Source organism: Sphingomonas sp. FG14 (genome assembly GCF_057809675.1).
Window position 1 is genome coordinate 16,011 of record NZ_JBMDKK010000027.1, and the last position, 26,532, is coordinate 42,542.

General features: G+C 64.0%; 20 protein-coding genes. 14 read left to right on the forward strand and 6 right to left on the reverse strand.

Annotation, left to right across the window (positions count from 1 at the left end; genetic code table 11):
• Positions 1–11: 11 nt before the first annotated feature.
• The 5 genes from trbC (at position 12) to ACODTA_RS28490 (ending at position 7,987) form a co-directional block, all read left to right on the forward strand.
• Positions 12–758 (forward strand): type-F conjugative transfer system pilin assembly protein TrbC, encoded by a 747-nt coding sequence (gene trbC, locus ACODTA_RS28470; RefSeq protein WP_066701129.1) that lies wholly within the window; start codon positions 12–14, stop codon positions 756–758.
• A gap of 38 nt (positions 759–796) precedes the next feature.
• A complete protein-coding gene (locus tag ACODTA_RS28475; RefSeq protein WP_066701158.1) occupies positions 797–2,590 on the forward strand; it encodes a conjugal transfer protein TraN in 1,794 nt (597 codons plus the stop codon).
• A 283-nt stretch (positions 2,591–2,873) separates the two neighbouring features.
• Positions 2,874–3,701, forward strand: a complete 828-nt coding sequence (locus ACODTA_RS28480) for a conjugal transfer protein TraF (protein WP_083216030.1) — start codon at positions 2,874–2,876, stop codon at positions 3,699–3,701.
• Positions 3,701–5,155: a conjugal transfer protein TraH gene (locus ACODTA_RS28485; protein ID WP_066701128.1), complete on the forward strand. Its 1,455-nt coding sequence runs from the start codon at positions 3,701–3,703 to the stop codon at positions 5,153–5,155. The genes ACODTA_RS28480 and ACODTA_RS28485 overlap by 1 nt, the downstream gene beginning before the upstream one ends.
• A gap of 18 nt (positions 5,156–5,173) precedes the next feature.
• The gene (locus tag ACODTA_RS28490; protein ID WP_066701127.1) at positions 5,174–7,987 is read left to right on the forward strand and encodes a conjugal transfer protein TraG N-terminal domain-containing protein; all 2,814 of its coding nucleotides are present in this window, start codon (positions 5,174–5,176) and stop codon (positions 7,985–7,987) included.
• A gap of 8 nt (positions 7,988–7,995) precedes the next feature.
• Here the strand turns inward: ACODTA_RS28490 and ACODTA_RS28495 are convergent, their stop codons facing one another.
• From ACODTA_RS28495 to ACODTA_RS28515, 5 genes are all read right to left on the reverse strand, one after another.
• Positions 7,996–8,199: a hypothetical protein gene (locus tag ACODTA_RS28495; RefSeq protein WP_066701126.1), complete on the reverse strand. Its 204-nt coding sequence runs from the start codon at positions 8,197–8,199 to the stop codon at positions 7,996–7,998.
• A 331-nt stretch (positions 8,200–8,530) separates the two neighbouring features.
• Entirely contained in the window at positions 8,531–9,256 is a 726-nt protein-coding gene (locus tag ACODTA_RS28500; RefSeq protein WP_083216031.1) for a superoxide dismutase, read from the reverse strand.
• Positions 9,257–9,287: 31 nt separating this feature from the next.
• Positions 9,288–10,703, reverse strand: coding sequence for a chromate efflux transporter (gene chrA / locus ACODTA_RS28505; RefSeq protein WP_066701125.1), 1,416 nt, complete (start codon positions 10,701–10,703; stop codon positions 9,288–9,290).
• Positions 10,700–11,551, reverse strand: a complete 852-nt coding sequence (locus ACODTA_RS28510) for a chromate resistance protein ChrB domain-containing protein (RefSeq protein ID WP_066701124.1) — start codon at positions 11,549–11,551, stop codon at positions 10,700–10,702. The genes chrA and ACODTA_RS28510 overlap by 4 nt, the downstream gene beginning before the upstream one ends.
• Positions 11,552–11,687: 136 nt before the next feature.
• Complete coding sequence (locus ACODTA_RS28515) at positions 11,688–11,957, reverse strand: metal-sensing transcriptional repressor (protein ID WP_066701123.1); 270 nt, start codon at positions 11,955–11,957, stop codon at positions 11,688–11,690.
• Positions 11,958–12,048: 91 nt separating this feature from the next.
• Between ACODTA_RS28515 and ACODTA_RS28520 the strand changes: the two genes are divergently transcribed.
• The 6 genes from ACODTA_RS28520 (at position 12,049) to ACODTA_RS28545 (ending at position 19,994) form a co-directional block, all read left to right on the forward strand.
• Positions 12,049–13,386 carry an MFS transporter gene (locus ACODTA_RS28520; RefSeq protein ID WP_066701122.1) on the forward strand — a complete coding sequence of 446 codons (1,338 nt, stop codon included), beginning with the start codon at positions 12,049–12,051 and terminating at the stop codon, positions 13,384–13,386.
• A gap of 49 nt (positions 13,387–13,435) precedes the next feature.
• Entirely contained in the window at positions 13,436–13,813 is a 378-nt protein-coding gene (locus ACODTA_RS28525) for a hypothetical protein (RefSeq protein ID WP_126516962.1), read from the forward strand.
• Between the two features lie 54 nt (positions 13,814–13,867).
• Positions 13,868–15,136, forward strand: coding sequence for a TolC family protein (locus ACODTA_RS28530; RefSeq protein WP_066701120.1), 1,269 nt, complete (start codon positions 13,868–13,870; stop codon positions 15,134–15,136).
• Positions 15,133–16,281, forward strand: a complete 1,149-nt coding sequence (locus tag ACODTA_RS28535; RefSeq protein ID WP_066701119.1) for an efflux RND transporter periplasmic adaptor subunit — start codon at positions 15,133–15,135, stop codon at positions 16,279–16,281. The genes ACODTA_RS28530 and ACODTA_RS28535 overlap by 4 nt, the downstream gene beginning before the upstream one ends.
• Positions 16,278–19,514 carry an efflux RND transporter permease subunit gene (locus tag ACODTA_RS28540; protein WP_066701118.1) on the forward strand — a complete coding sequence of 1,079 codons (3,237 nt, stop codon included), beginning with the start codon at positions 16,278–16,280 and terminating at the stop codon, positions 19,512–19,514. Before ACODTA_RS28535 ends, ACODTA_RS28540 begins: the two co-directional genes overlap by 4 nt.
• 261 nt (positions 19,515–19,775) lie before the next feature.
• Positions 19,776–19,994, forward strand: a complete 219-nt coding sequence (locus ACODTA_RS28545; RefSeq protein ID WP_066701117.1) for a hypothetical protein — start codon at positions 19,776–19,778, stop codon at positions 19,992–19,994.
• Here the strand turns inward: ACODTA_RS28545 and ACODTA_RS28550 are convergent.
• Positions 19,980–20,513 (reverse strand): hypothetical protein, encoded by a 534-nt coding sequence (locus ACODTA_RS28550; protein WP_066701116.1) that lies wholly within the window; start codon positions 20,511–20,513, stop codon positions 19,980–19,982. The genes ACODTA_RS28545 and ACODTA_RS28550 overlap by 15 nt on opposite strands.
• A gap of 174 nt (positions 20,514–20,687) precedes the next feature.
• Between ACODTA_RS28550 and ACODTA_RS28555 the strand changes: the two genes are divergently transcribed.
• From ACODTA_RS28555 to ACODTA_RS28565, 3 genes are read left to right on the forward strand one after another with little or no spacing between them, the layout of a single operon-like run.
• The gene (locus ACODTA_RS28555; protein ID WP_066701115.1) at positions 20,688–21,419 is read left to right on the forward strand and encodes an ImuA family protein; all 732 of its coding nucleotides are present in this window, start codon (positions 20,688–20,690) and stop codon (positions 21,417–21,419) included.
• The gene (locus ACODTA_RS28560; protein WP_066701114.1) at positions 21,340–22,896 is read left to right on the forward strand and encodes a DUF6504 family protein; all 1,557 of its coding nucleotides are present in this window, start codon (positions 21,340–21,342) and stop codon (positions 22,894–22,896) included. The genes ACODTA_RS28555 and ACODTA_RS28560 overlap by 80 nt, the downstream gene beginning before the upstream one ends.
• The gene (locus ACODTA_RS28565) at positions 22,893–26,162 is read left to right on the forward strand and encodes an error-prone DNA polymerase (protein WP_066701113.1); all 3,270 of its coding nucleotides are present in this window, start codon (positions 22,893–22,895) and stop codon (positions 26,160–26,162) included. The genes ACODTA_RS28560 and ACODTA_RS28565 overlap by 4 nt, the downstream gene beginning before the upstream one ends.
• The last annotated feature ends 370 nt before the right edge of the window (positions 26,163–26,532 follow it).

A 26,532-nucleotide genomic window follows, 5' to 3' on the forward strand; every position in this document is an offset into this window, starting at 1 on the left:
GGGGCCTTTCGATGCGCGGATATCTTTGGGCTTCTACTGCTGTTCTCGGCATCGCCAGCATATCGGCGGTGCTTGCGCAGAGCGTCGATGGGATCGACGTTCAGGCGATCAAGAAGCGCTCAGCCGAGCTTCAGGCTGATGCCGAGGCGTTCGTCAATCAGGTGAAGGACAGGGGTGATGCGTTCCGCGAGGAGGCGGCCAATGTGAATGACGGTGGCATGGCCAACATGCAGCGCGTTGCGAAGACCGATCTGCCCAAGGGGCCCGCTGGTCCGGTCGACTTCGACGAAATCGTAGCGGGCGCCGCGTCGAACGCGACGGTGGGGAAGGGCGAAGCACCCCAGTTCATAGTGTTTGCCAGCCTGTCGATGCCGCCACAGGCGCTCAAGCAATTGATCGGCGATACCGCGCGCGCGGGCGGTGTGGTCGTCTTCCGGGGCTTTCCGAACAATTCGATGAAGGAGTTTTCGTCCGCCCTCGGGAAGATCGTGACCCGGCAGGACGATTTCGCCAATGTCGGTATTGATCCGCGCCTCTTCCGCGCTTTCGACGTCCAAGCTGTTCCGACCTATATCGCCGTCTCGTCCGATTTCGACCTTTGCGCCGGTTTCTCGTGCCAGACCAAGGTTCCGCCCCACGACCGTCTCATTGGCAACGTCTCGGTTGAATATGCGCTCGAGCAGTTTGCCGAGGGGAATGGCCCGGGTGCCCGCGTCGCCGCCGTTGGGCTCTCCAACATGCGCAAGGTCAATCGGTGAGGTCGATCCCCGCCTCGGCTGCGCTCGTTGTCGCGCTGATGGTCGTAACGCCGGCGCTGGCGCAAACGACCGTCGAGGAGGCGCGGGAGCAGGGCAAGGAGCTCGGCACCCAGAAGCGCAACGATCCGACGCTCGTACCGTCGAGTGACGCCCAGGCGGCAGCGGTCCCCGGCTATTCCGGCCCGAGCCTGCCCGAAGGTTCCTATTTCGACGATCCCGAGCGACTTGAGGCGGCCGGTCAATCGGCGAAGTCCTCGAACGAGCAATATCGCATCACGACGGACGCCGATCGGACGCGCGCGACGTTCAGCAATTCGGAGATCTTGGCGGCCACGCAGAGGGCGACGTCGGTTGAGAACGATCCATCCACCTATCTGGCCGGTGAAGATTATAGCGGCGGTGGCGGGTCTTGTGTGCCGTTGCCACCGGCGGTTGGGAACGCAGGCTACTACGAAGCGACCTGCAATCAGGGCACGAAGATCGAGGACCAGCCGCGCTCCTGCTCGATCACGATGGTGCCGGAGACGACGACGGTCGACGCCTTCAAATTCTTTGTGGTTCCCAACAGCGCCTACGGCACCCCGTTCGCACGGTACGATTCGATGGCGCCGCATATAACGGCCGGGACATGCCGTCCGACTGGCGTGGTGATGCAGGCGTGCGCCGCCCATCGCATCTACGGCGTTTCGACGAACAAATTTTGCGACGATTACAACGCCACCGAATATGTTTGCTCCCAGGACCTGACGGGAATTGCCTTCCTCCCTAGCCCGATTACCGGACGGGATTGGCATGCCAAAACGACCGACACGCAGGTCACCGTCAAGAGGGCCGACGGCTGTGGACCTCTTACAGCGGATGCCATGTGCATGGCCGATCCTGCGGGGGAGATTTGCACCGAGGGCCCGGAGACCCGCGTCATCAATGGGGTGCCGATAACCCAGGCATGCTGGGCGTGGAAAAGAGACTTCACCTGCCACACGCTGACTCCCGCCAGCGACTGCGGCGACCTCGAGAGCAATCGGGCCTGCACCTATTTGCGGACCGAATGCCTTGATGACGAACCGAACGGCGGCGCATGTCAGGTCGAAAACCGGGTTTATAAATGCCCGACGCCCTTGAGTGGGACCAGCGACGCACCGCAATATATTTGCGGCGACGATGTCTACTGCATCAACGGTGATTGCGAGCCGATCGTTCGCGAGGCGTCGACCGAATTCAAGGATGCGCTCGTCGCCTTGCATTCGATCGACCAGGCCGGTGAGGAGTTCGACGAGACCAATTTCACGGTCTTCAAGGGCAATCGCGAGACCTGTCACAAGCCGGTGTTCGGGCTCATCAACTGCTGCGCCGGCAAAACGTCAGGCCTGCTGACGGTCGGTGCAGGCGCAGCCGCACTGGCCGGCGGGCCTGCGGCGATCGCCGCGTTGGCGACGCCCTTCCTGACCCTGTTCGCTTGTTCGCAGGACGAGATGAAGCTCGACATCAAGGATCGGATGGGTCTGTGCCACAATCTCGGAACCTATTGCTCATCGAAGATCCTCGGCATCTGCACAACGAAGCGGACCGCCTATTGCTGCTTTGAAAGCAAGCTCAGCCGCGTGCTTCAGGAACAGGGCCGGCCACAGCTCGGCAAGCCTTGGGGGAGCGCCAAAAAGGAAACGTGTCAGGGCTTCACCGTCGACGAATTTGCCCGCCTCGACCTCTCCGTCATGAATTTCACCGAGGTGTATGCGGACTTCATGGATGCGGCGAAGCTGCCTGACGAAGTCCAGACGATGACGGACATCCAGGCGAAAATTCAGTCCTACTACGACCTCCACGGAAAATGAGGCGGGTCAGATGTGCACCACGCCGGGGGGAGGCCGTCCGAAGCCAGAAAGTCAGGGAGAATGATCATGTCGATGCCGCTTCTTGAGCTGCCCGTCATCGCGGCAGCGCTGCTGCTTCAGCCAGCGCACGAGAGCCCGTCGCCGCGCCCGCCGTGCGCCTCCCGGCACGCCGCAACGGTGGCCGATTGCTGTGTTCATTTACCGGATTGGGAAGCGCGCAAAGAAAGCCCGCCCCGCGAACGCCCTGCACAGTCGCCCGGTAAGGCCGAGGGAGGGACGGAACATGGCAATTCTTGACCGGACGGTGATCCTTGCGGCAGCTCTCTCGGCGGCGATTTGGGCGCCCGCGCTTGCCCAGGACGCGCCCGCGGCCCGAAATGATACCATCGAGCAGGATCGGCCGGACGAATTCTACTGCGGCGAGCGCAGGCTGGGGCAGTGGTTCTATTGCGCGAAGCCAAAGCCGATGGACAACGCCAAGCCGGCGACGCCTGTCGAAGCGGATCGCGCCACGGATCGGATCGCCGCGATCGCCAAGCAACTCGACGAGCTGAAGGCCAAGGCCATCCTCGAGCCGACGGAAGCGAACGTCATCAACTATATCCGCTTCCAGCGCGAACAGCTCGATCGCGCGTCGACATTCTCGGACACCTGGCAACGCGCGCTCTGGCAGAACCCGGACCTCGACTATACGCTGCAACGCCCGGTTTCGACGGTCGGCAAGCGTCTGTGGCTCGATAATCGGAAGGCCGACCGCGATGCTGTCCTCACCAGCCTCGGCCAGCGCTACGGGCTGTTCTATTTCTATGCCCAAAGTTGCGGCGCGTGCGAGGTGTTCGCGCCGATCCTGCGATCGGTCACCGATAGTCATCGGATGACGGTGATGGCCGTATCCATGGACGGCGGGCCGAGCAGGGATTTTCCGAATTACGTCGTCGATTCCGGGCAGCGGGCACGAATGGGTGTGCCGGGCAATGAAACGCCTGCGCTGGTCCTGTTCGATACCCAGACCAAGCGGACGATTCCGGTCGGCTACGGCGTGCTCAGCGCCGACGAAATCATGGACCGCATCTTCATGCTGACCAACACCAAGGTCGGGAGCGACTATTGATGACACAGGCAAAAAAGGGCGTCCTGCGCCGGAAGTTCGGCTCTGGTCTGGCGTTAATCGCAGCTTCCCATTTCGCGATCGTCGGCGTCGCGCACGCTGATGTCGCGTCTGAGATGAACGGCTTCTTCAACGATGCCGGTGGCGCCGCAAATGTCACCGGGCCGACGGCATTCCAGGGTCAGTCCGCGGGCTATTACTCGCTTGGCAACGTGTGGACCCGCTTTCCGCAGAAGAGCGTCTCGCCGTTCAATCTGCAGCTTCCGAGCGCGCGGGCGGGCTGCGGCGGCATCGACCTGTTCGCAGGCAGCTTCTCCTTCATCAACGCCTCGGAAATCGTGGCGATGTTGAAGGCGACCGCCAACAATGCCCTTGGTTTCGCCTTCAAGCTCGCGATCGATTCCGTTTCGCCAGAGATCGGGAAGGTAATGGATGAGTTCAGCCAGAAGGCGCAGCTTCTCAACCAGATGAATATATCGAGCTGCGAGACGGCGCAGGCGCTGGTCGGTGGAATCTGGCCGCAGATGGAAACCACCCGCTCGACGATCTGCGAGGCGGTCGGCAACAGCCAGGGCATATTCTCCGATTGGGCCGCTTCACGGCAAGGCTGCAACAACGGCAACCGCCGGGACAGCACAATCGCTGGCAATACCGATGCGAGCATGAAGGACCAGCTCGTCGGCGAGCCACACAACTACACTTGGGAGGCGCTGAAGAAGTCCGCCAAATTCGGGGCGTTCGACCAGTCATTCTCCGAATATATCATGACGCTCGTCGGCACGGTGATCACCACGCCATCAACCGATCCGAGCGTAGGCGGGAAGGTCATCATGTTCGGGCCCGCCGAGGAGGCGGTGGTTACGGCGCTGCTCGACGGCACGGCGAACGCACCGGCGGTGAAGATGCTCAAGTGCAACGACACGGATTGCTACGATGTCGGTGAGCAGACCCTGACGGTGCCGGCCTCGTCGGCGTTGCGGCCGCGGATCGCAGGGATGATCCGCTCGATGAGCAGCAAGATCAGGACGGACACCGCGCTCGACGGTTCGGAGAAGCAGCTCCTCAACCTCGCGACCGTACCGCTCTACAAGATCCTGTCAGTCCAGGCCTATGCGCATTACGCGCTGACCGACGGCGAAATCGAAACGCTCTCAGAGATCGTCGCAGTCGATCTGCTGGCCGCGATGCTCGATAACATGCTCGATCGCGTCGAGCAGGCGCAGACTCACTATCAGACGTTCGACCAGGCCACCGCGACGCAGTGGAAACAGCAAATCGCTGCGACGCGGCAGAAATTCGCGCAGCGTGACGTGAAGCTCTCCAACAAGCTGCAGGTGACGATGCAGATCATCGATCGCAGCATCATGCTCGAATCCACGCTCCAGAATTCGATGACGCCGGGCATGGCGTCCGCGCTCAATTTCTCGCGCGGGTTGAACGCACAAGGGCTGAATTAGGGCAGGGGAGCCGGCGCGATGCTCGAGGTCTTTACGGTCGGGGGCGGGGAATATCTCGTCAACACCTTCAACGCCGTCGCTGCCTGGTCCGGGGGAGGTGGATACCGCTCGCTCCTCCGCGTCGTGATGGTGATGGGGCTCATCTACTCTCTGCTCGTCGTCGCCTTCACGATGAACTTTCGCGTGTGGATGAACTGGTTTCTGCAATCGACGGCGATCTATCTCTGCCTCATGGTGCCGACCATCGACGTGAAGGTCACCGACCGGATCAATCCGTCACTGGCACCGGCAACGGTCGCGAACGTGCCGCTCGGGCTTGGTGTTCTGGCAAGTTTCACCACGCAGATTGGCGACTGGCTGACGCGGACGGCCGAGACCGTTTTCGTGATGCCGAGCGAGCTCAACTATTCGACCAACGGCATGGTCTATGGCGCGCGCCTGTTCGACGCCACTCGCAACTTCGTGATCCGCGATGCCGAGTTCTCGACCAATCTTGAGGAGCATTTCAAGAAATGCGTCTTCGGGGACGTGATGCTCTACCGGAAGTCGCTGACCGTCCTGGCGCAATCGAAGGATCTCTGGGCGGAAATCGGTCCCGGCTCGGAAGCCCGATCGCAGGAATGGCTCGAACGGCAGGGCGATGGGACCGTCACCAGCGCGATCGTCACCTGCCGGCAGGCTTACGACATGCTAAATGCGCGGTGGGCGCCGATGATCGAGGCGAACACGCCGTTCTGGGGGAAGGAGCTTTACCCGAAGCTGAGCAACGCGCTGGCGGCCGACAAGCTGAGGCACGATCTGCCGATCGCCAATGCCGCGTTCACCGGCTCGGGCAGCAACTACAGCGATTCCATGCGGCAGAACACGGCGATCAACGCCTTCATGCAAGCCCGCAACAGCATGGCGGGCGGATCGGGCGCGGCGACGATCGACACCTTCGCGCAGACCCGCGCCGACATTCAGGCACGCAACACTTATAATTCGATCGCACAGCAGGCGATGGCCTGGGTGCCCATCCTCAACATCGTGCTGACCGTGGTCTTCTTCGCGATGTTCCCGGTGATATTCCCATTGTTCCTGATGCCGCAAACGGGTCTCGCGACCCTGAAGGGCTATGCGATGGGCTTCTTCTATCTCGCAGCCTGGGGGCCTCTCTATGTCATCCTGCACATGATCTGCATGACAAGAGCCGAGGCCGCCGCCGCGGGGGTCGCGCCCGGCGGCGTCACGCTGGGCACCTATGCCGGCATCGGCGCCGTGAATGGAGAGACTGCGACGATCGCCGGCTTCATGCTGATGAGCATCCCATTTCTCGCCGCGGGTCTTGCACGGGGCGCGATGTCGATCGCGGGCCAGGCGACCTCGATGCTTGCGCCGGCACAGAACGCCGCCGAGGCTGCCGCGCTGGAACAGACCACGGGAAACTATTCTTACGGCAATGTGAGCTGGGCGAATGCGACGTCGAACATGCGCCAGAGCGACCAATGGTCGATTGCGCCGAGTTTCACGGGCGGTGCGACCAGCGTGGGTTGGCGCCAGGACAACGGCGCCGTGGTGTCGGGCTTCGGCAATGGACAAGATGTCATCGACATGTCGGGCGCGATCTCGCGGCTGGGGTTCACGCCAACCATGAACAGCGGCACCGTCGCGGAATGGCGGGAAATGTCGAGCGCGGCGCATCGCCAAGCGCAAGCGTGGGAGAATGCCGCGCAGGATATTCTGACCAGCACACACACGAACCGAAGTGCGTTTGGGGTCTCGTCCGAGCGATCCAGAGGCTTTGAATCTGGAAGCGGGTCCACCGCAAATACAAATGTCGAGAAGTTCGATCGTGTTACCGGGTCGAGCTCGCAGGGCCTAGAGGAGCGCTCCTCGACCGGGTTGACCGATCGGATCTCGATGGGCCGTGATCGGTCAGCCGGCACGCTCGATCAGGTGACCGGCGGGATCAATGGCGGCATCGGCGGCGGCGGAGGTCGTAAGGGTGGCGGTGGGCGGGCAGGCGGCGGGGGACTTCTTCCCAATGTCGGCGGTTCCCTTGGGGTCAGCAAGACCGGGCAACAGGTCGACAATCTTCGCTATGGCACGGATCAAACGCGTTCCTCCGACAGCTCCAGCTCGTCTTCAAGCGGTGTGCGCGACGAGCACTCCAACGGCAGCGGAGCTAGCACATCCGACGGCACTTATGTTCGTTCAGGCTCGTTCAGCCGGTCATCGGTGACGTCATCGTCCTCGGTGAGCACCGAGGACGCCCTTTCGCGGGCACGATCCTATTCCGAGGCCGCGCGGCGTATGGAAGAGCTATCGCAATCCCTCGCGCGCGATGCGAGCTTCGCCGAATCGCACGGGATGCAGCTCAGCGAGAATATGAGCCAGGATCTTGCGCAATGGTACAGGCTGCAACAGGCCCTTCATCCCAACCTTGATGCGCCCGAGCTTTGGGCGACCGACTTAACGCCGCAGAAGCGCGCGGTCCGTGACCAATTGATTCAACAGTGGGCACAGGAAAAACGAGACGCGCTTTGGTCCGAGATCAGCGGCGATATCAAGGACCCGTCGCTGGTCGACGTGTCGCGGATCGATCTCGACGCCGGCGATGTGCGCGGCTCCTATAATCCGCGCGGGGTTAGCGGGATCGGTAGCGGTGGGGGAGGCGGCGACCCTGGCGCCGCTGCCCGCATGATCGCTGATGGACAGGCGAAGCTGGACGGTGATCGGGCGGCAGCGGAAGCCGCCCGTAACAATCGCGGTGGCGCGAATGTTGATCTACAATCCGAGGTCGGCCGCGAACTCAATCGCGGTTTCTTCACCGATCCGAACTTGCGGAAGTAAAGGACCGGTCAGAGCGTCAGGTAAAGATAGGCACCCGTCGCCACGAGCAGGACAAGCGAAATCACGCCACCGATCAGGCGGCCACGCGAAAGCTCGCTAGTATCGTCATCGCTCTCGTCGGAATTGATCTCATGCGGCATCGGATCGGCCGGCCTATAGATTGGGCCGCCGGGTAGATCTTTGGTGAATGCGTATGTGATCGTATCAAACATGGGCGACTTTCTACCGCCGACATCATATCATTGAGTAACTTCGCATTCAAACCGGAATAGGCCGATGCGGACACGTGCCACAATCGCAAATTCTGTTAAACCAATTTTGAAAAGAGACATTCTCGCGCAAGTTAGAAACGAGACTCTCGCTGGCGATAGGGCTGCCCAACCGTCGTTATGAGCCGGGGCAGTGTGGAGCCCTCCACACAGCTCAACGCTGCCCCGGCTCATAACGACGCTCGCTGTCGACAAACCAAAGGAACCATCGCTCTGCGATGAGCTCCCTCAATATTGAACAGACAGAGCGAAAGCTTCGTTGGCGGGCGTCTTTTTAACCGCCACCGAAATGGCTGGCCAACGTGTCGGCATGGCTCCACGCGATCGATCGCATGAACGCATCGACGTAGTCTCCTGCCTTGGCGCCGTAATCCATCGCGTAGGCATGCTCGTACATGTCGAGCGCGAGGAGCGGCGTGCTCCCGGCGAGGGTCGCGGTGTGGTCGGAGGCCCATTGGTTGGTCAGCCGGTTGTCGCGGTGGCTCCACTGGAGCAGCACCCAGCCCGATCCTCCGCCGAGTGCCTTGCCCATCCCGGTGAACTCCGCTGCCCAGCGATCGAAGCTGCCGAAGTCACGCTCGATCAGCTGGCCAAGCATGCGACCCGGGCGCGACGTTCCGCCAAGGCCAGCGAAGTAGAGCTCGTGCAGAATCATCGAATTCCAGGCGATCAGTTCCTCGCGCTTGAGGCCGTTGACCGTGAACCCCGGCGCCTTGATCGGATCGATCCCCGCGAACTGCGTGCTGATCGCCCCGAGCCGCTTCACCGCGCCGACGTAGTTGTTGTCGTGATGACTGACGAGCAGCCGCTCGGACAAGCCGGTGATCGACTTCGGATCGAACGGCAGCGGAACGGGCTGCGGCGCGAACGCTTTGCCGGCGGGACCGGCCGCGGCCGGAGCCTGTGCCACGGCTTCGGCCGAACCGAGGGCGGCGGCACCAAGAGTCACCATCGCGCCGGCGGCGAGAAGGTTGCGGCGATCAATCGTGGGGTCAGTCATGGGCGTCTCCTTTGGAAATGGCTGTGGCCGGTCATCCGACCAGCCCGGCGAGGTGAAGGGCGACGCCTGCGGCCGAAGCGCCGCCGAGCGTCAGGCAGATACCGACCTTCAGGCGGAACATGGCGATGATCGCCGCAAGCGAGATGGCGAGCGCCCACGGATCGACGCTGGTCAGCATCGGCATGTCGAACTCGATCGGGCCGGCCCGCAGCGGCCGCACCTGCCGGAAGATCGTGTGGATCGCGAACCAGACGGCAAGGTTGAGCACTACGCCGACGACAGCCGCGGTGATCGCCGCGAGCGCGCCGGAGAGCGCCTTGTTGCCGCGCATCCGCTCGATGAACGGCGCGCCGAGGAAGATCCACAGGAAGCAGGGAATGAACGTTACCCAGGTTGCGAGCAGTCCGCCGAGCGTCCCCGCGAGCAACGGAGAGAGCATCCCCGGATTGCGATAGGCGCCCATGAACCCGACGAACTGGAGCACCATGATCAGTGGTCCGGGCGTCGTCTCGGCCATACCGAGACCGTCGAGCATCTCGGTCGGGCTGAGCCAGTGATAGCCCTCGACCGCCTGCTGCGCGACATAGGCGAGCACCGCGTAAGCACCACCGAACGTCACCACCGCCATGGTCGAGAAGAAGGTGGCGATCTGGCTGAACACATTGGTCCGCCCGAGGAGCAATAAGAGCACCGCAACCGGTGCCAGCCACAGCACCATCCAGACGACCGCCTGGCGCAGCGACTGACGAATCGTGGGATTGGCGTGCGCGGGCAGCGCCTCGCCGAGCAGCGTGTCGGCATCCTCGACGATCTCGCCCTTGGCCGCGCCGTGCCCGCCGCCGACCTGGAACGCGGCGATCCCCGCGCGCCCACCGAAATAGCCGATCAGGCCAGCGCCGAGCACGATGACCGGGAACGGCACGCCGAGGAAGAAGATGAGCAGGAATGCCAGCACTGCCAACCCGCGCATGATGGTGTTCTTGAGTGCGCGGCTGCCGATCCGCACGACCGCCTGCAACACCACCGCGAGCACCGCGCACTTGAGGCCGAAGAACAAGGCAGAGACGATGCCGACCCGGCCGTAGAGCGCGTAGATCCAGCTCAAGGCCATGATCGAGACCGCGCCGGGCAGCACGAACAGCGCGCCGGCGACAATGCCGCCACGCGTCTTGTGCATCAGCCAGCCGATATAGGTAGCGAGCTGCTGCGCCTCGGGACCGGGAAGCAGCATGCAATAGTTGAGCGCGTGCAGGAACCGATGCTCGCCGATCCAGCGTTTCTCGTCGACGAGGATGCGGTGCATCACCGCGATCTGCCCGGCGGGACCGCCGAACGAGAGCGCGGCGATGCGCAGCCAGACCCAGAAGGCTTCGCCAAGTGTGACCGGCGCGACCGGTCCCGGCTGCCGCGACGACGCGACGCCCACTTCCACGGATGCGGTGCTCATGCCGTCACCGGCTTCGCGCGCGCGCCTTTCGGTTGATGCGAGACCCAGTCATGGGTCTCCCCGGTCGCATCGCGGCACCAGCGATAGAGCGCGTCATAGACGAGCATTCCGGCGTCGAGTTGTTCGAGATCGTCGGCATACATGCGCGACAGACCGAGCGACAGCGCGACCAGCCCCGCTGCCTCGGGAATGATATCGGGACGCCCGGTATCGGCGCCGCGCACGATCATGGCGAGATGGGCAAGCGGCTTGACCCCGGCCAGGCCGAGCCCGTCGAGCATCACGTCAAAGGTGCAGCGATCGCCGTCGTGGCTCCAGCGGATGCCGTCGCCCTCGATGTCGAACGGCGCCGCACCGAACCGGTCTGCGACCCCGACCACCTCGCCGGGCGCAACGAACAGGAAGACCGCGTTCGGATCGACGAAGCGGCGGATCAACCAAGGGCAAGCGATGCGATCGACCTTCGGCCGCGCGCGTGTGACCCACACGGTACGACCCTGCGGATCGCGCGTTGGCAGGATCGCTTCGGGCACCAGCGGATAACCGGCATCGACCCACGCCTTGACGCCGCCGTCGAGTGCTTCAGCTTCCGCGCCATCCTGCCGCAACCATGCGGCAGCGCCCTGGCTGAGCTTGTGGCCTTGCCAGCACGCGACCACGACCGGCCTGCCGCGGAAGCCGCCCGCCCAGTTGGCGACCTCGGCCCAGGGTCGGCGCATCGCACCGGGAATGAGGCGCGGATCGGCGGCGAAGTCTTCGTCGGTGCGAACATCGATGATGACCGGCGCCTTGGGCGTGCCGATCAGGCGAAATAGTTTGTCGACTTGGATGGAATTGAGCGCAGGCATGATGCGTCCTTGAGTTATCAAGAAGGACGCGATGCTTCAGCCTGTCGCCTCATGGGGTGATCGCGATCCCCATGCCGCGAATAAGCCTCCGGAGCCCGCGACTGTCAAGAAAGCTCTGCGCAAGAAAGCGCATTGGTCAGAGATATTTGGAGATCGCGCGGAACTGCGCGATCGCCTCCGCCGGTCCTTCACCCTCCTCGGCATGGACGAGGCAATGGTCGATATGATCGTTGATCAGTGCCTTCTTCGCGCTGGCGATCGCGCTTTCGACCGCCTGGAGCTGCTGCGCGATATCGACGCACGGCCGCTCCTCCTCGATCATCCCGACGATGCTTTTCAGGTGACCAGCGGCACGGTTCAGCCGCTTGATGATCGCCGGATGATTGGAGTGTGCATAGTGGGCCATGAGATAGCATCGCATGCAGGCGACCGACTGTCGAGAAAATATCCCCCTGGGGGGATAGACATGTATCCCCCCAGGGGGATATGGGGCGGGCGTGCTTACCGTGCTCGCCAACCGGACCTATCGTCATCTTTTCCTCGCCCAGCTCATCGCGCTGGTCGGGACCGGCCTGGCGACGGTCGCCCTCGGCCTGCTCGCTTATGACATCGCCGGTGGTGATGCGGGCGCGGTGCTTGGCACGGCGCTGGCGATCAAGATGGTCGCCTATATCGGCGTTGGTCCGATCGCCGGCGCGTTCGCCGACCGCGTGCCGCGCAAGGCGCTGCTGGTCGCGCTCGATCTGGTCCGCGCGGCGGTCGCGATCTGCCTGCCGTTCGTCAGCGAGGTCTGGCAGGTTTATGTCTTGATCTTCGTGCTGCAGGCCGCGTCCGCAGGGTTCACGCCGACGTTCCAGGCAACCATCCCCGACGTGCTCCCCGACGAGGGCGACTATACCCGCGCTCTGTCGCTGTCCCGGCTGGCCTATGACATGGAGAGCCTGACCAGCCCGATGCTCGCGGCGGCATTGCTGACGATCATCAATTTCCACTGGCTGTTCTCGGGGACCGCGATCGGGTTCCTCGCCTCGGCGGCTTTGGTGGTCTCATCAGGCCTCGCCAGGAGCGCCGCTTCACCGAAGGCCGATACTGGCATCTACGACAAGACGACCCGCGGAATCCGTATCTATCTCAAGACACCGCGCCTGCGCGGCCTGCTCGCGGTGACGCTTGCTGCGGCCGCGGCGAGCGCGATGGTCATCGTCAACACCGTCGTCATCGTCCGCGGACTCGGCTTCGGCCAGTCGCAGGTCGCCCTGGCGCTTGCCGCCTATGGCGGCGGCTCGATGCTCGCGGCGCTGCTGTTGCCGCGCGTTCTCGATCGTATTGCCGATCGCGCGGTGATGGTGAGTGCCGCCGCCTTGCTGACCGTCATGCTCGCCGGCCTCGCCACATGGGGCGCGACCGCGGGCGGCGGGCGGATTGGCTGGACGGTGCTGTTGCTCACATGGCCGCTGCTCGGCATCGCCTATTCGATGAGCGTCACGCCATCGGGGCGCCTGCTGCGTCGCTCGGCCAGCGCCGGAGACCGGCCCGCGCTGTTCGCCGCCCAGTTCGCGCTCAGCCATGTTTGTTGGCTGATCGCCTATCCGCTGGTCGGCCAGCTTGGCGCGACGATTGGAATGCCCGCGGCGCTGACCGCGATGGCAGGTCTCTCCGGGATCGGGTTCTTTGCAGCCGTCGCGCTATGGCCGAAGAGCGATCCGCAAGAGATCGCGCATGATCACGAGACGCTTGGCCCGGACCATCCGCATCTTCGCCAAGATCATAGCGGCGGCAACCAGAGCCATGTCTTCGTGATCGACGATCTGCACCAGCATTGGCCGCGCCAATGATCGCGCGTTCGTCTTGTGAGTTCACAGCTCTCGCGATAGGTCTTGTCGTATGACAGCAATGTCGATCTCCACGCGGCGCTTCGGCTCCGGTGGCGCGCTCGGGCGCGTCGCCGCGCTTATGGCGTTGTTCGCAATGATCGGCGTGCTGGCGCTATCGACGTGGCACGATGGCATGCCGCACAGCCATGCCGCAGTTCATGCAACCAGTGTCGATCGCGATCATCACGAGCATGCGCCAAGCAAGACGCCCGACATGGCGGATGTCCTGCACATGGCGGCGCACGCCGTGATCCAGACGATCGATGTACCGCGCCAGCCCGTGCTGGCTGCGATGCTCAAGCCGGTGCCGCTCCAGTGGAGCATTGCCGGCCCGCAGGCGCCCGGCGCGATCCACCCCGACGGACTCCTGAGACCCCCGCGAGGCTGAAGTCGCGCGCCCGTCTGGCGCGCCCGATCTTCAAGCCTTCAAGGGGAAATACCGATGCAAGCCTTTCGAGGCCGGCTGCCGCGGCGTGCGGTTGCCGGCATGCTGGCCGCGACCTGCCTCATGGCGGTCGCCCAGAGCGCCTATGCGCAGGTAGCGCCGCCATTCGCCACGCTGCTGCGTGAAAGCGAGGACGCTCCGCGGCTCGCGGTAAGCGAAGCCGGCGTCCGCCAGGCCGAAGGGCTGCGCGATCAGGCGCGCGCACGGCCCAATCCGAGTATCAATGTGATGACCGAGAATGTGGCGGGATCGTCACCCTATTCCGGGTTCGGGCGCGCCGAGACGACGCTGCAATATAGCCAGCCGATCGAACTGGGCGGAAAGCGCTCGGCACGGATCGCTGCCGGAGAAGCCGGCGTGGTCGCGTCGCGTGCTCGCGACCGCGATGCCCGGGTCGTTTTCGCCTATGATCTCGCACGCGCCTACGCCGCCGCCGAAATCGGTGACCGGCGCGTTGGCCTTGCCGAAGACGAAGTCGAGGAAGCGCAGAGCGACCTGAAGGCAGCCGAAGCGCTGGTCGGTGCGGGCAAGGAAACGCGGCTCCGCGCGCTCCAGGCACGCTCGGCGCTCAACGAGGTCAGCGCCCAGCTCGATCTCGCCAAAGCGAACCGCATCTCCGCTTATGTCCGGCTGTCGGCACTGGTCGGAGCGGATGCGCCATTTGCCAGCCTCGCTGAATCGCTGCTCGATACCGGTCCCAGCCCGGACATGGTTGGCCCAGTCGATCCGACGGCCAGTCCCGCGCTGCTCGTCGCCGAAGCCGAACGCGCGGCCGCAGCGCGCCGGCTCGATGTCGAAAGCCGCCGTGCGACACCCGACATCACCGCGAGCGTGGGCGTGCGCCGCTTGGAATATGAGGGTGCGACCGCGGTGCTCGGCGGCGTGACCATTCCGCTTCACCTGTTCGACCGCAACCGCGGCAACATCGCCGCCTCGCGCGCCGAGGTCGATGCCGCCGAAGCCCGGCTTGCGGTGCTACGCGCCGAGGCCCGTGCCGAAGCGCAATCGGCGGCCGCCGAGCTCTCCGCCGCTGAAAGCCGGGTGACCGCCGCGCGCGGCGCGCTTGCCACCGCCGACGAGACCTATCGTCTCGCCCGCATCGCCTATGAGGCAGGCAAGTCGCCGCTCGTCGAACTGCTCGCCGCCCGCCACGGTCTCGGCACCGCCCGCAGCACCGTTCTCGACGCCGAAACCGCCCGGTTCGAAGCGCGCGCACGCCTAGCCCGCCTCGCTGGCCGCACCATCACGGGGGAACCCATCCAATGAACGCCAATGAGAAACTCACTGCCGGCGCTGCGCTGGCGCTCGTGCTGGCTGCCGGCGCCGGGTTCGGCATTGCTCGCCTGACCGCTCCCACACCACAGGTCGAAGCAGCCGCCGAACAATCGGCCGCGCCATCGGACAGCGTCGCGATGACCGCCGAGGCGATCAAGACCTCGCAGATCTCGGTCGCGCCCGCTGCCTCGGGCGAACTCGACGCGGCGATCGCGGCATCCGCAACGCTCGAGGCGACGCCCGACGCGGAGGCGGTGCTGACCTCGCGCGCCGCCGGCACGGTGAGCCGCATCTTCAAGCGGATCGGCGATCCCATTCGCGCCGGCGAGACGCTGGCGCTGGTCGAGAGTCGCGATGCCTCGGCGATCGCCGCAGACCAGTCTGCTGCCTCCGCGCGGGTGACGCTCGCGGCCCGGCAACTGGCGCGCGAGCGCAGCCTGCTCGCGCAGGGCGTCTCGCCGCGCGCGGACTATGAAACGGCTGAAGCCAACCTCGCGGTCGCCCGCGCCGACGCAATGCGCGCCAGCGCTGCCGCCGGCGCAACGCGGGTCGCGCGTGACGGGCGATCGGTGGTGGTAGCCAGCCCGGTCTCAGGTCGTGTCACCGCAGCTCCCGCCAACCTTGGCCAGTTCGTTTCGGCCGAGACCGAGCTGTTCCGAGTGGCCGATCCCAGCCGTCTCCAGATCACGGCGAGCCTGCCGTCGGCCGATGCGCCGCGTGTCCGTGCGGGAGATCGCGTCGAACTCAGCCTGGCTGACGGCCAGATCATCGAAGGCCGGGTGCGGTCTTCGACGGGCGTGGTCGATCCCGACACGCGCGGTGCGACGGTGGTCATCGAACCAAGTGCCGGCGTGTCGATGCTGGCACCCGGCCAGCTCATACAGGCCCGCATCTTCGGCAGCGGTGGCGCCGCCAAGGATGGCGTGATGGTGCCGCAGGACGCGGTCCAGACCGTCGGCGACCGAACGGTCGTGTTCGTCCGCACGGCGAACGGCTTCAAGGCGACCAATGTGGAGGTCGGCAGCCGCAGCGGCGGACTGGTTGCAATCGTATCTGGGCTAAAGGCCGGCACGCCGATTGCGACTATCAACGCCTTCCTGCTCAAGGCCGAACTCGAGAAGGAGTCGGCGGAATGATCGGCCGCATCCTCCAACTCTCGGTGCGCGGCCGCTGGCTGGTTGCGTGTCTCACCCTGCTGGTCGTCGCGTTCGGCGCCTGGCAGATCACCAAGCTGCCAATCGACGCGGTGCCCGATGTCACCAACCGGCAGGTGCAGATCAGCACCTTTGCGCCGACGCTTGGACCGGTAGATATCGAGAAGCAGGTGACCTTCCCGGTCGAGACAGCGCTCGCCGGAATTCCGGGCCTGCAGATGACCAGGTCCTTCTCGCGCAATGGCTTCAGCCAGGTGACGGCGGTGTTCGAGGACACGACCGACATCTATTTCGCGCGACAGCAGGTAACCGAGCGTCTCGCCCAGGCCAAGGACAGCCTGCCTGCCGGCATCCAGCCCAACCTCGCACCGCTCAGCACCGGGCTTGGCGAGATCTTCTTCTATTCGGTCGCGTTCCGGCATCCCGACGGCAAGGGCGGCGCCGAACATACCGACGGCAAGCCCGGCTGGCAGTCCAACGGGAGTTACCTGACGCCCGAGGGCGAGCGGCTCACCACCGAACTCGCCAAGGCGGCCTATCTGCGCACGGTGCAGGACTGGATCATCCGTCCGCAGATGCGCAACGTGAAAGGCGTCGCCGGCGTCGATTCAAACGGCGGCTATGTGAAGCAATATCTGGTCGAGCCGAACCTCAATGCGCTTTCGACCTACGGCCTATCGATCACCGACCTCGCCGATGCGCTGGAGAAGGCGAACCTTTCGGCCGGCTCCAACTATGTCCGGCGCGCGGGCGAGAGCTTCCTCGTCCGCGCCGATGCGCGGCTCAGATCGATCGACGAGATCGAGCAGGCCGTCGTCGCGACCCGCGCGGGCGTCCCCGTGCGCGTCAAGGATGTCGGTCAGGTCGTCATCGGCGGCGCGGTGCGGACCGGTTCGGGCAGCCGCATGGGATCGGAAGCGGTCATCTCGACTGTGCTGATGCTGGTCGGCGAGAACAGCCGCATCGTCGCCAACAGCGCGGCCGAGCGGCTCACCGAAATCAACAAGGCCCTTCCACCTGACGTTTTCGCCGAGCCGGTCTATAACCGCTCGAAACTGGTCAACGCGACTATTGCCACGGTCGAGAAGAACCTGGTCGAAGGCGCGCTGCTCGTCATCGTCATCCTGTTCCTGCTGCTCGGCAATGTCCGCGCCGCGCTGATCACGGCGGCGGTCATCCCGATCACCATGCTGATGACGGCGGCGGGCATGAATGGGCTCGGCGTATCAGGTAATTTGATGAGCCTCGGCGCGCTCGATTTCGGCCTGATCGTCGACGGTGCGGTCATCATCGTCGAGAATGCGCTCAGGCGCCTTGCGGAGCGGCAGGAGCATGAAGGCCGTCTGCTCACGCTCGAGGAGCGGATGGGCGAGACGATCGAGGCGGCGCAGGAGATGGTCCGGCCGACCGTCTATGGTCAGCTGATCATCTTCCTCGTGTTCGTGCCGCTGCTCACCTTCCAGGGGGTCGAGGGCAAGACCTTCTCGCCGATGGCGATCACGCTCATGGTCGCGCTGGCCAGCGCATTCGTGCTGTCGATCACCTTCGTGCCCGCCATGATCGCGATCGTCATCAAGGGCCGGGTCAGCGAGACCGAGGTCAAGCCGATCCGCTGGTTCAAGGAGAAATACGCCCCGCTGCTCGACAAGGCGGTCGCGCGCCCGATGCCGTTCATTCTCGGTGGGGTCGGCGTGTTTGCCGCGGCTGTGTTCGCGTTCGGGTTCCTCGGTGAGGAGTTCATGCCGCAGCTCGACGAGAAGGACATCACCGTCACCAACTTCCGCGTGCCCTCCGCATCGATCGACCAGTCGACCCAGATGCAGCTGCAGATCGAAAACGCCCTGAAGACGCTGCCCGAGGTGGCGCTGGTCTTCTCGAAGAACGGCAACGCCGATCTCGGCACCGACCCGATGCCACCCAATGCCTCGGACACCTATGTGATCCCCAAGCCCGAGAGCGAATGGCCCGCCGAGGTCAAATCCAAGGAGGATATCCTGCGGCGGATCGAGGAGCGGATGAAGCCGCTGATCGGCAACCGCACCGAGATCCAGCAGCCGATCCAGATGCGGTTCAACGAGCTGATCGCGGGCGTGCGCGCCGATGTCGCGGTCAAGCTTTACGGCGACGATCTTGATGCGATGAGCGCGCAGGCCAAGCGCATCGCCGGCGTATTGCGCACGATACCCGGCGCGGGCGACGTCAGCGCCGAACAGACTGACGGTGCGCCGACCTTCGATGTGAAGATCGATCGGCTCGCGGCGGCGCGCTACGGACTGACGGTTGAGGAGGTCGCCAGTACCGTCGCCGCAGCACTGGGAGGCCGTGAGGCGGGGCTGTTGTTTGAAGGTGACCGGCGATTCTCGGTGGTCGTTCGCTTGCCCGACGCCCAGCGCGACGATCTTGAAACGCTCGGCGCCATCCCGGTGATGCTGCCCGCGGCCGATGGCCAGATTGCCCGCTCGATCCCGCTGCGCGAAGTGGCGCGGTTCAGCTACACCCAGGGGCTGAACCAGATCAGCCGCGAGAACGGCAAGCGCATGGTGGTCGTGCAGGTCAACGTCCGCGGCCGAGATCTGGGCGGATTTGTGCAGGAAGCGCAGGCGAAGATCGGCAACCTCGATCTTCCGCCCGGCATGTATACAGCCTGGGGCGGCACATTCGAAAGCCTGCAATCGGCCCGGCTGCGCTTGCTGATCGTCGTGCCAATCTGCTTCGTTGCCATCTACGCACTGCTCTACATGGCACTCGGCGGGCTCGTGCCGGCAGCGATCGTCTTTAGCGCGGTGCCGATGGCGCTCGCCGGCGGCGTGTTCGCGCTGCTCCTGCGCGGCATCCCGTTTTCGATCACCGCGGCGGTCGGGTTTATCGCGCTGTCGGGCGTGGCGGTGCTCAACGGCCTTGTCATGATGAGCGCGATCCGCAAGCGACGCGAAGAAGGGGCGGGCGAGGAAGACGCCATCGTCAGTGGCGCGATGCAGCGCGTGCGCCCCGTGTTGATGACGGCGTTAGTCGCCAGTCTCGGATTTGTGCCGATGGCATTGGCAACCGGTACGGGTGCCGAAGTCCAGCGGCCGCTCGCGACCGTGGTCATCGGCGGACTGATCACCTCGACCGTGCTCACATTGCTCGTTTTGCCGGCGATCACGGCTCTTGCTGCTCGGTGGCAAGTCCGCCGTGATCAACGATCCAAGATCGACGCCGCTGTCCAGAGTTAACGGCGGGCCACGAAGGCTACACTACCGAGGAGTGGACGGTCAGCTAAGTTGACCGTCCGCTGGTTGGCGGGATAAGTCGGGCTTCGAAGAGCAGCATTGGATCGCGGCAGGGGCGTCCTCAAGAGACGAGTCTCATTTGGAAATTGCGGAGGTGTCTCTTTTCGAAGTTGCGCTTACAAATTCTTAGAGCGATAATAAGAATTATGTTAAATATCAATATCTTATAAGAATATCAGTCCCGATACAACGCGGAGACCTTTCATGGAAGTCCGATTGAGCGCGACACCTAAAGGCAACGGATTTCAGGCAACGGTCGCATTGCCCGATGGGGTATCGATCAGCTCGGCCGAATCCTATCCCACCGAAGCCGAAGCGATCACCGCGGCGGCCGTGAAGTTGTTGGAGATGCCCGATCGCCTGATGCGCGCGACCGCAGTAGAAGCCGATCTTGCGATCAGCGGCAGCTCATCGCCGGCGTAGCGCCGCCAAGGTGTCCGGCATGATCGTGTAGACTGCCTCGCGCTGGGCGCCGCGATTTTGATGATCCACCCGATAGCCCTGATAGTGGCGTCGCAGGAGGCCGCCCCGACATAGATCCGACACTGCGCGGCTGACATTGCAGCGGCCCGATTGGCGAACCCGCTCACGGACCCTTTCTTCAATGACACGGTCAGCCTGTGTCGGATCGGCCGGTAGTTCGTCAGCCTGCTCAAGTGCCGACCGCACGGTTTCGATCGTCGAACGGCGCCAGGGTGTACGCTGCGCGATCGGAGCCAGCGCATCGCACAGCCAGTCGCGGACAGGCACGGCGTCGCCGTTCACCATCACGCTCGGTCCAGCCCTGCCCTTTTCGTCAGCGACTTCCTCCAGGAGCTGGAGGAGCATGTAGGAGAATTTTGGCCGCGGCGAAGCTGCGGCGATCGCCGCCAAAAGCCCCGGCGTGTCCATCCCTCGCGCGGGTTCGACGGATGCTTCGAATAGGTCTGCCTGATGGAACATAGCATGAATCTACTATGCACTTTGGTGGATGTGAATCCCACAAAGGACCGAAGGCGCTTTTTTTCTGGCGGATTCCACAGGCTTCGGAAGCGGTGCATTTGAGCTGCTTGACTCATCGCCGGGAACAGGAACAAATAAGGAACGAATCAACGAGTCCCGAGTCTCCTGAATGCCATGCGTCAATCAACCGTCCTTGAAGATTTGCGAGCGCGCATCGCGCGTATCGAGGGCGTAGGCGTTCAGCGCGAAGCGATCCCGTTCGGCATCGACGAACTGGATCAGCGATTGCCGGGCGGAGGCATTGCTGCAGGTGCTCTCCATGAAATGATGGGCAGTCCCGATCTCGCGGACGAGGCGAGTGCGACGGTCTTTCTGGCGGGAATCCTGGCGCGAATGGAAGGTCCCGTCTTCTGGTGCCTGCGCTGGCGCGACCTGTTTGCCCCTGCCCTTCATCTCGCCGGTCTTCATCCAGATCGGGTCATCTATGTCGAGGCCGGCAGCGACACCAATGTCCTGCTCGCGATGGAGGAGTGCCTGCATCACCCTGGCATCGCCGGTGTGGTTGGCGAAGTCGGGAAATATTCGACTACTGCATCGAAGCGCCTGCAATTGGCGGCGGAAAGCTCGGGTGTAGCGGCCTTCGTGTTTCGTCGCGCGGCGAAGGCCGAACAGGTCGCCGAAGGGACGGCAGCGATGACACGCTGGCGGATCACCGCTTCACCAAGCGAAGATCTCGGTCTGCCGAGCCTGGGTCGCCCTCGCTGGCATGTGGATTTGGAACGTGTGCGCGGTGGTAATCCGCACGCCTGGATCGTGGAGGCGTGCGATGCGACGGGTCGTATCGCTCTTCCTGCCGCACTGGTCGACCGACCGGCTGCGGCGGAAGATCGCAAAATTGTCGCCTGAGTGCCGTGACGGCCTGGTCCTTGATCTTCCGCTGGTGACCGCGGTGCCCGATCACGGCAGGAAAGTCATTGCTGCCGTCGATGCCGAGGCTAAGGCGCTCGGTGTCCGCGTCGGCATGACCGTGACGAAGGCCCGAGCGTTTGCCCCTGAATTGCAGGTCGTCGATGCCGACCCGGAGGGCGACCTGCAGGGACTTCGCGATCTCGCGCTATGGGCGGGCCGCCGATACTCACCCTTCGTATCACCGGATGCGCCCGACGGAATCTGGCTCGACATCACCGGCTGCGCGGGTCTCTTTGGCACCGAGAAGGCGCTGCTCAAGGATCTCCATCGCCGTGTTGCCGCGTCGGGGCTGGCTCTGCAGATCGCTGTGGCCGACACTGCAGGCTGCGCCCATGCCGTTGCGCGGCATGTACCCGCCGGCCGGCCGGTCACGATCGAGCCGGGCGGACACCGCACTGCCATTTCCATCCTGCCGATATCGGCGTTGCGATTGCCAGGACGCGAGGTCGAAGGTTTGCGCAAGCTCGGATTTGAGCGGATCGAACAGCTCATCGGTGCGCCGCGCGGCCCTCTCGCCAAACGGTTCGGCCGCGAATTGCATCGGCGGCTGGATCAGGCGCTCGGCTTCGTGCCCGAGCCGATCGAGCCGATCTACCCTGAACATCTGCCGCGGGCCCGTCGAGGTTTCATGGAGCCGATCGCGACACCTGAAGCCTTCGCCCAGGTGATCGGCGATCTCGTTGCCGATGTGGTGGGGCAGCTCACCTGTATCGGCAAGGGTGCTCGCCGATTGGATTGCTATTTCCACCGTGTGGACGGCCACAATCAGGCGATCCGCATCGGGACCGCAACCGCATCCCGCGACGCAGGCCATCTCGCGAAATTGCTGTGCGCTAAGATCGAGACGGTCGAGCCAGGGCTTGGCATTGAGGCAATGACCCTCGTGACGCCGCTGGCTGACGCGCTCGCGGCCCAACAGGATGAAGGGTTGGAAAGCCCGCGACGCGGGCCGAACCTCGCCTCTCTGGTCGATGCGCTCGCCAACCGTTTTGGTCCACGGAGCCTGCATCGGGCGGCACCGCACGCGAGCAGTATGCCTGAGCGCTCGATCACCACGATGCCCGCCCTTGCGAAAGATAGCGGCGCCCAGTGGGACGATGACCTCCCTCGCCCCGCCCGCATGTTGGATCGACCCGAGCCAATCGACGTGGTCGCCCTGCTGCCAGACGATGCCCCTCGCCTCTTCGTGTGGCGTCGAAAGCGCTATCGGGTGACCCGAGGCGATGGTCCGGAACGCTTGCACGGCGAATGGTGGCGCGAGAGCGGCAATGAGGCCGACAAGGCGCTGATCGTCCGGGATTATTATCAGGTCGAGACCGAGACAGGCGGTCGGTACTGGCTGTTCCGGCTCGGTGACGGCGTAAATCCGGCTACGGGCACCATGCGCTGGTTCATCCACGGTGCGTTCGCATGAGCGAGGTCGACGCCAACTATGTCGAGCTGCAGGTTACGACGCACTTCAGCTTCCTGAGGGGCGCATCATCCCCCGAGGAGCTGTTCGCCGCGGCCGCATTGCTCGGATTGCCTGCTCTCGGCGTCGTTGATCGAGGATCGGTCGCCGGCATCGTCCGGGCCTGGGATGCCGAACGGACCACCGGCGTTCGTGCCATCATCGGATGCAGGATCGATCTGAGCGACGGCACGGCGCTACTGCTCTATCCGACGGATCGCGCAGCCTATGGCCGAATGTGCCGACTGCTCAGCATCGGCAAAGAACGCGGCGGCAAGGGAGCCTGTCATCTCGACTGGTCGGATGTCGAACAATGGAATGACGGGCTCATCGCGATCCTGAGTCCTGACCGGGCAGACGTCGGCACCGAGGCCGCCCTTGCGCGGACGAAACGGATTTTCGCCGACCGTGCCTATCTGGCTCTGACGATCCGGCGGCGACCGAAAGATGCGATCCGGCTGCGTGATCTCGCGAACCTGGCGGCTGCGGCTCGCGTTCCTACGGTCGCGACCAATGACGTGCTCTACCACGCGGCGGAGCGCCACATGCTGCAGGATGTTGTCACTTGCATCCGGGAGAAATGCACGATCGACGAATTGGGCGCTCGGCGCGAGCGGTTCGCCGATCGGCATCTCAAGACCGGCCAGGAAATGGAGCGGCTGTTCCGTCGCTATCTCAAGGATGCGTCGCCCGTCTCTCGCACGCTCGAGATCGCAGCGCGGTGCAGTTTCAGCCTTGAGGAGCTCCGTTACCAATATCCGGATGAGATCAATGTGCCCGGCCGGACGCCGCAGGAGGAGCTGGAGCGGCTGACCTGGGAGAAAGCCCCCGACCGCTATCCCGAGGGGGTCGATGACAAGGTGCGCTCGCAACTGGTGCACGAACTGAAGCTCATCGCGGACCTTGAGTATGCGCCCTATTTCCTGACCGTCCATTCCATCGTGACCGAAGCGCGGCGGCGCGAGATTATCTGCCAGGGACGTGGGTCGGCCGCGAACAGTGCCGTTTGCTACGTGCTGGGCATCACCTCGATCGATCCGGTGCGCTCGGAATTGCTGTTCGAGCGTTTCGTGTCGGCCGAGCGGCGCGAGCCGCCCGATATCGACGTCGATTTCGAGCATGAGCGCCGGGAGGAAGTGATCCAGTGGATTTATGAGACTTATGGGCGGACGCACTCGGCGCTGACGGCCGTCGTGACCCGCTATCGCGCGCGGGGCGCGGTCCGCGAAGTCGGCAAGGCGCTCGGCCTGAGCGAGGACATGACGGCGGGTCTGGCCGGGTCCGTCTGGGGATGGAGCCAGGATGGCGTCGAGGAAAAACACGCGGAAGAGCTCAATCTGGACCTCGCCGACCGGCGCCTGGTGCTGACCCTGGAATTGGCCCGTCAGCTCATCAATACGCCGCGCCATTTGTCGCAGCATCCTGGCGGATTCGTGCTGACGCGCGATCGGCTTGACGAACTGGTGCCCATCGAGCCGGCTGCGATGGAAGATCGACAGGTGATCGAATGGGACAAAGACGATATCGATCTCCTGGGCTTCATGAAGGTCGATGTCCTGGCGCTGGGCATGTTGTCGTGCATGCGGCGGGCGTTCGAGTTCATGGAGAATGACAAGGGCCTGAAGCTCGATCTCGCGACCATCCCCGCCGAGGATCCGGCGACCTACGCGATGATCCGCAAGGCCGATACCTTGGGTGTCTTCCAGATCGAGAGCCGCGCACAGATGGCGTCCATTCCGTTGATGGCGCCGCGCACCTTCTATGATCTGGTCATTCAGGTGGCGATCGTGCGCCCCGGGCCGATCCAGGGCGATATGGTCCACCCTTATCGTCGCCGGCGCAACGGCGAGGAGGCCGTCACCTATCCGACCGAGGAACTGCGGCGCGTGCTCGAGAAGACCTTGGGGGTGCCGCTGTTTCAGGAGCAGGCGATGCGCGTGGCCATCGAATGCGCTGGCTTCACACCGAGCGAAGCGGATCTGCTTCGGCGCGCGATGGCGACGTTCAAGCTGACAGGCGGCGTCTCACATTTTCGGGACAAGCTGATCGATGGCATGGTCGCGCGCGGATACGATCAGGAATTCGCGGAGCGCACCTTCAAACAGATCGAGGGCTTCGGCTCCTATGGTTTCCCGGAAAGCCACGCCGCGAGCTTTGCGCTGATCGCCTACGCCAGCAGTTGGGTGAAATGCCATCATCCAGATGTGTTTTGCGCCGCGCTGCTAAATGCCCAGCCCATGGGCTTTTATGCCCCGGCCCAAATCGTCCGCGACGCGCGTCAGCATGGCGTCGAGATCCGCCCGATCGACGTCAATCACAGCCGCTGGGATTGCACCCTTGAGCCAACGGGCGGCCGCTATCTCGCCGTTCGGCTGGGCCTTCGCATGGTGAATGAGCTCGCCAACCGCGATGCCGCGGCGATCGTCACGGCGCGCGCCGATCAACACTATGAGAGCGTCGAGGAAATCCAGCGGCGTGCCGGCGTGGGGCGCGGCGCTCTGGATCGGATCGGCGAAGCCGATGGGTTCGGCTCATTGGGGAACAATCGGCGTGAGGGACTGTGGAGCGTTAAGGGGCTCGGCAATGCAGCATTGCCCTTGTTCGCTGCGGCGGACGAACGTGAAGGCAAGCTACGCCAGGAAGCGATCGAGCCGACGGTCATCCTTGCGCCTATGGGCGCCGGCGCGGAAGTGGTCGAGGATTATCGGGCCTCTGGCCTGTCGCTGCGGGCTCATCCGCTGGCGTTCCTGCGCGACGAATTGCGCAATCGCAAGATGATCACCTGCGATGAGCTGCAGTCCATGAAAGACGGCCGCTGGATCAATCTCGCGGGGATCGTGCTGGTCAGACAGAAGCCGGGCTCCGCCAAGGGCGTCATGTTCATCACGCTGGAGGACGAAACGAACGTCGCCAACCTGGTGGTATGGACCAACGTGTTCGAGAAGCATCGGCGCGCCGTCCTGGGTGCGTCGATGATGGGCGTGCGAGGCCAGGTGCAGCGCGAGGGCGAGGTGATCCATGTGGTCGCCCAGCGGCTCGATGATTTGTCGCCGCTCCTTGCCAGCGTTGGCACACGCACGGATGTCGCCGATATCTACCGGGTTAGTCGCGCTGACGTGGCCAAACATCCGCTGCGGTGCGATCCCCGTGATCTGGTATCGTGGGATCGCAGATCGCTGACGCCACCGCCTGATCCCGGCATAAGGGTCCGTTCGCGTGATTTCCGCTGATCCTGTCCAAACTCGCCGGCTCGCAGCTCCGGGGGAAAACGAGAGAAGTTCGGCGCAGTGGGAGCTTGTCATTAGACTAGCCGGTCGGTGCATAGGTATTCGGGCGAGAGACATCATTCCAGCTCATGGCAGGGAGCCTGGACCATTCCTATATCGCCTTCGGGGGCCAGCTTACGGCCAACGCGTCACAGTGTTTCTGTTCACGCCATTGACGTGTGAGCGGGTGAACGAGGCGCGCCAGCAACAGCCGGAGCAGGAAAGCAGCGTTTCATGGTATCTTCGTCCGCCGCGACAGTTGAAGCCCTCATCGCGACATGAACCGCCCCGGGATTGCCGGAGGCCATTCGGCTTAAATTATGCGGCGATCGGG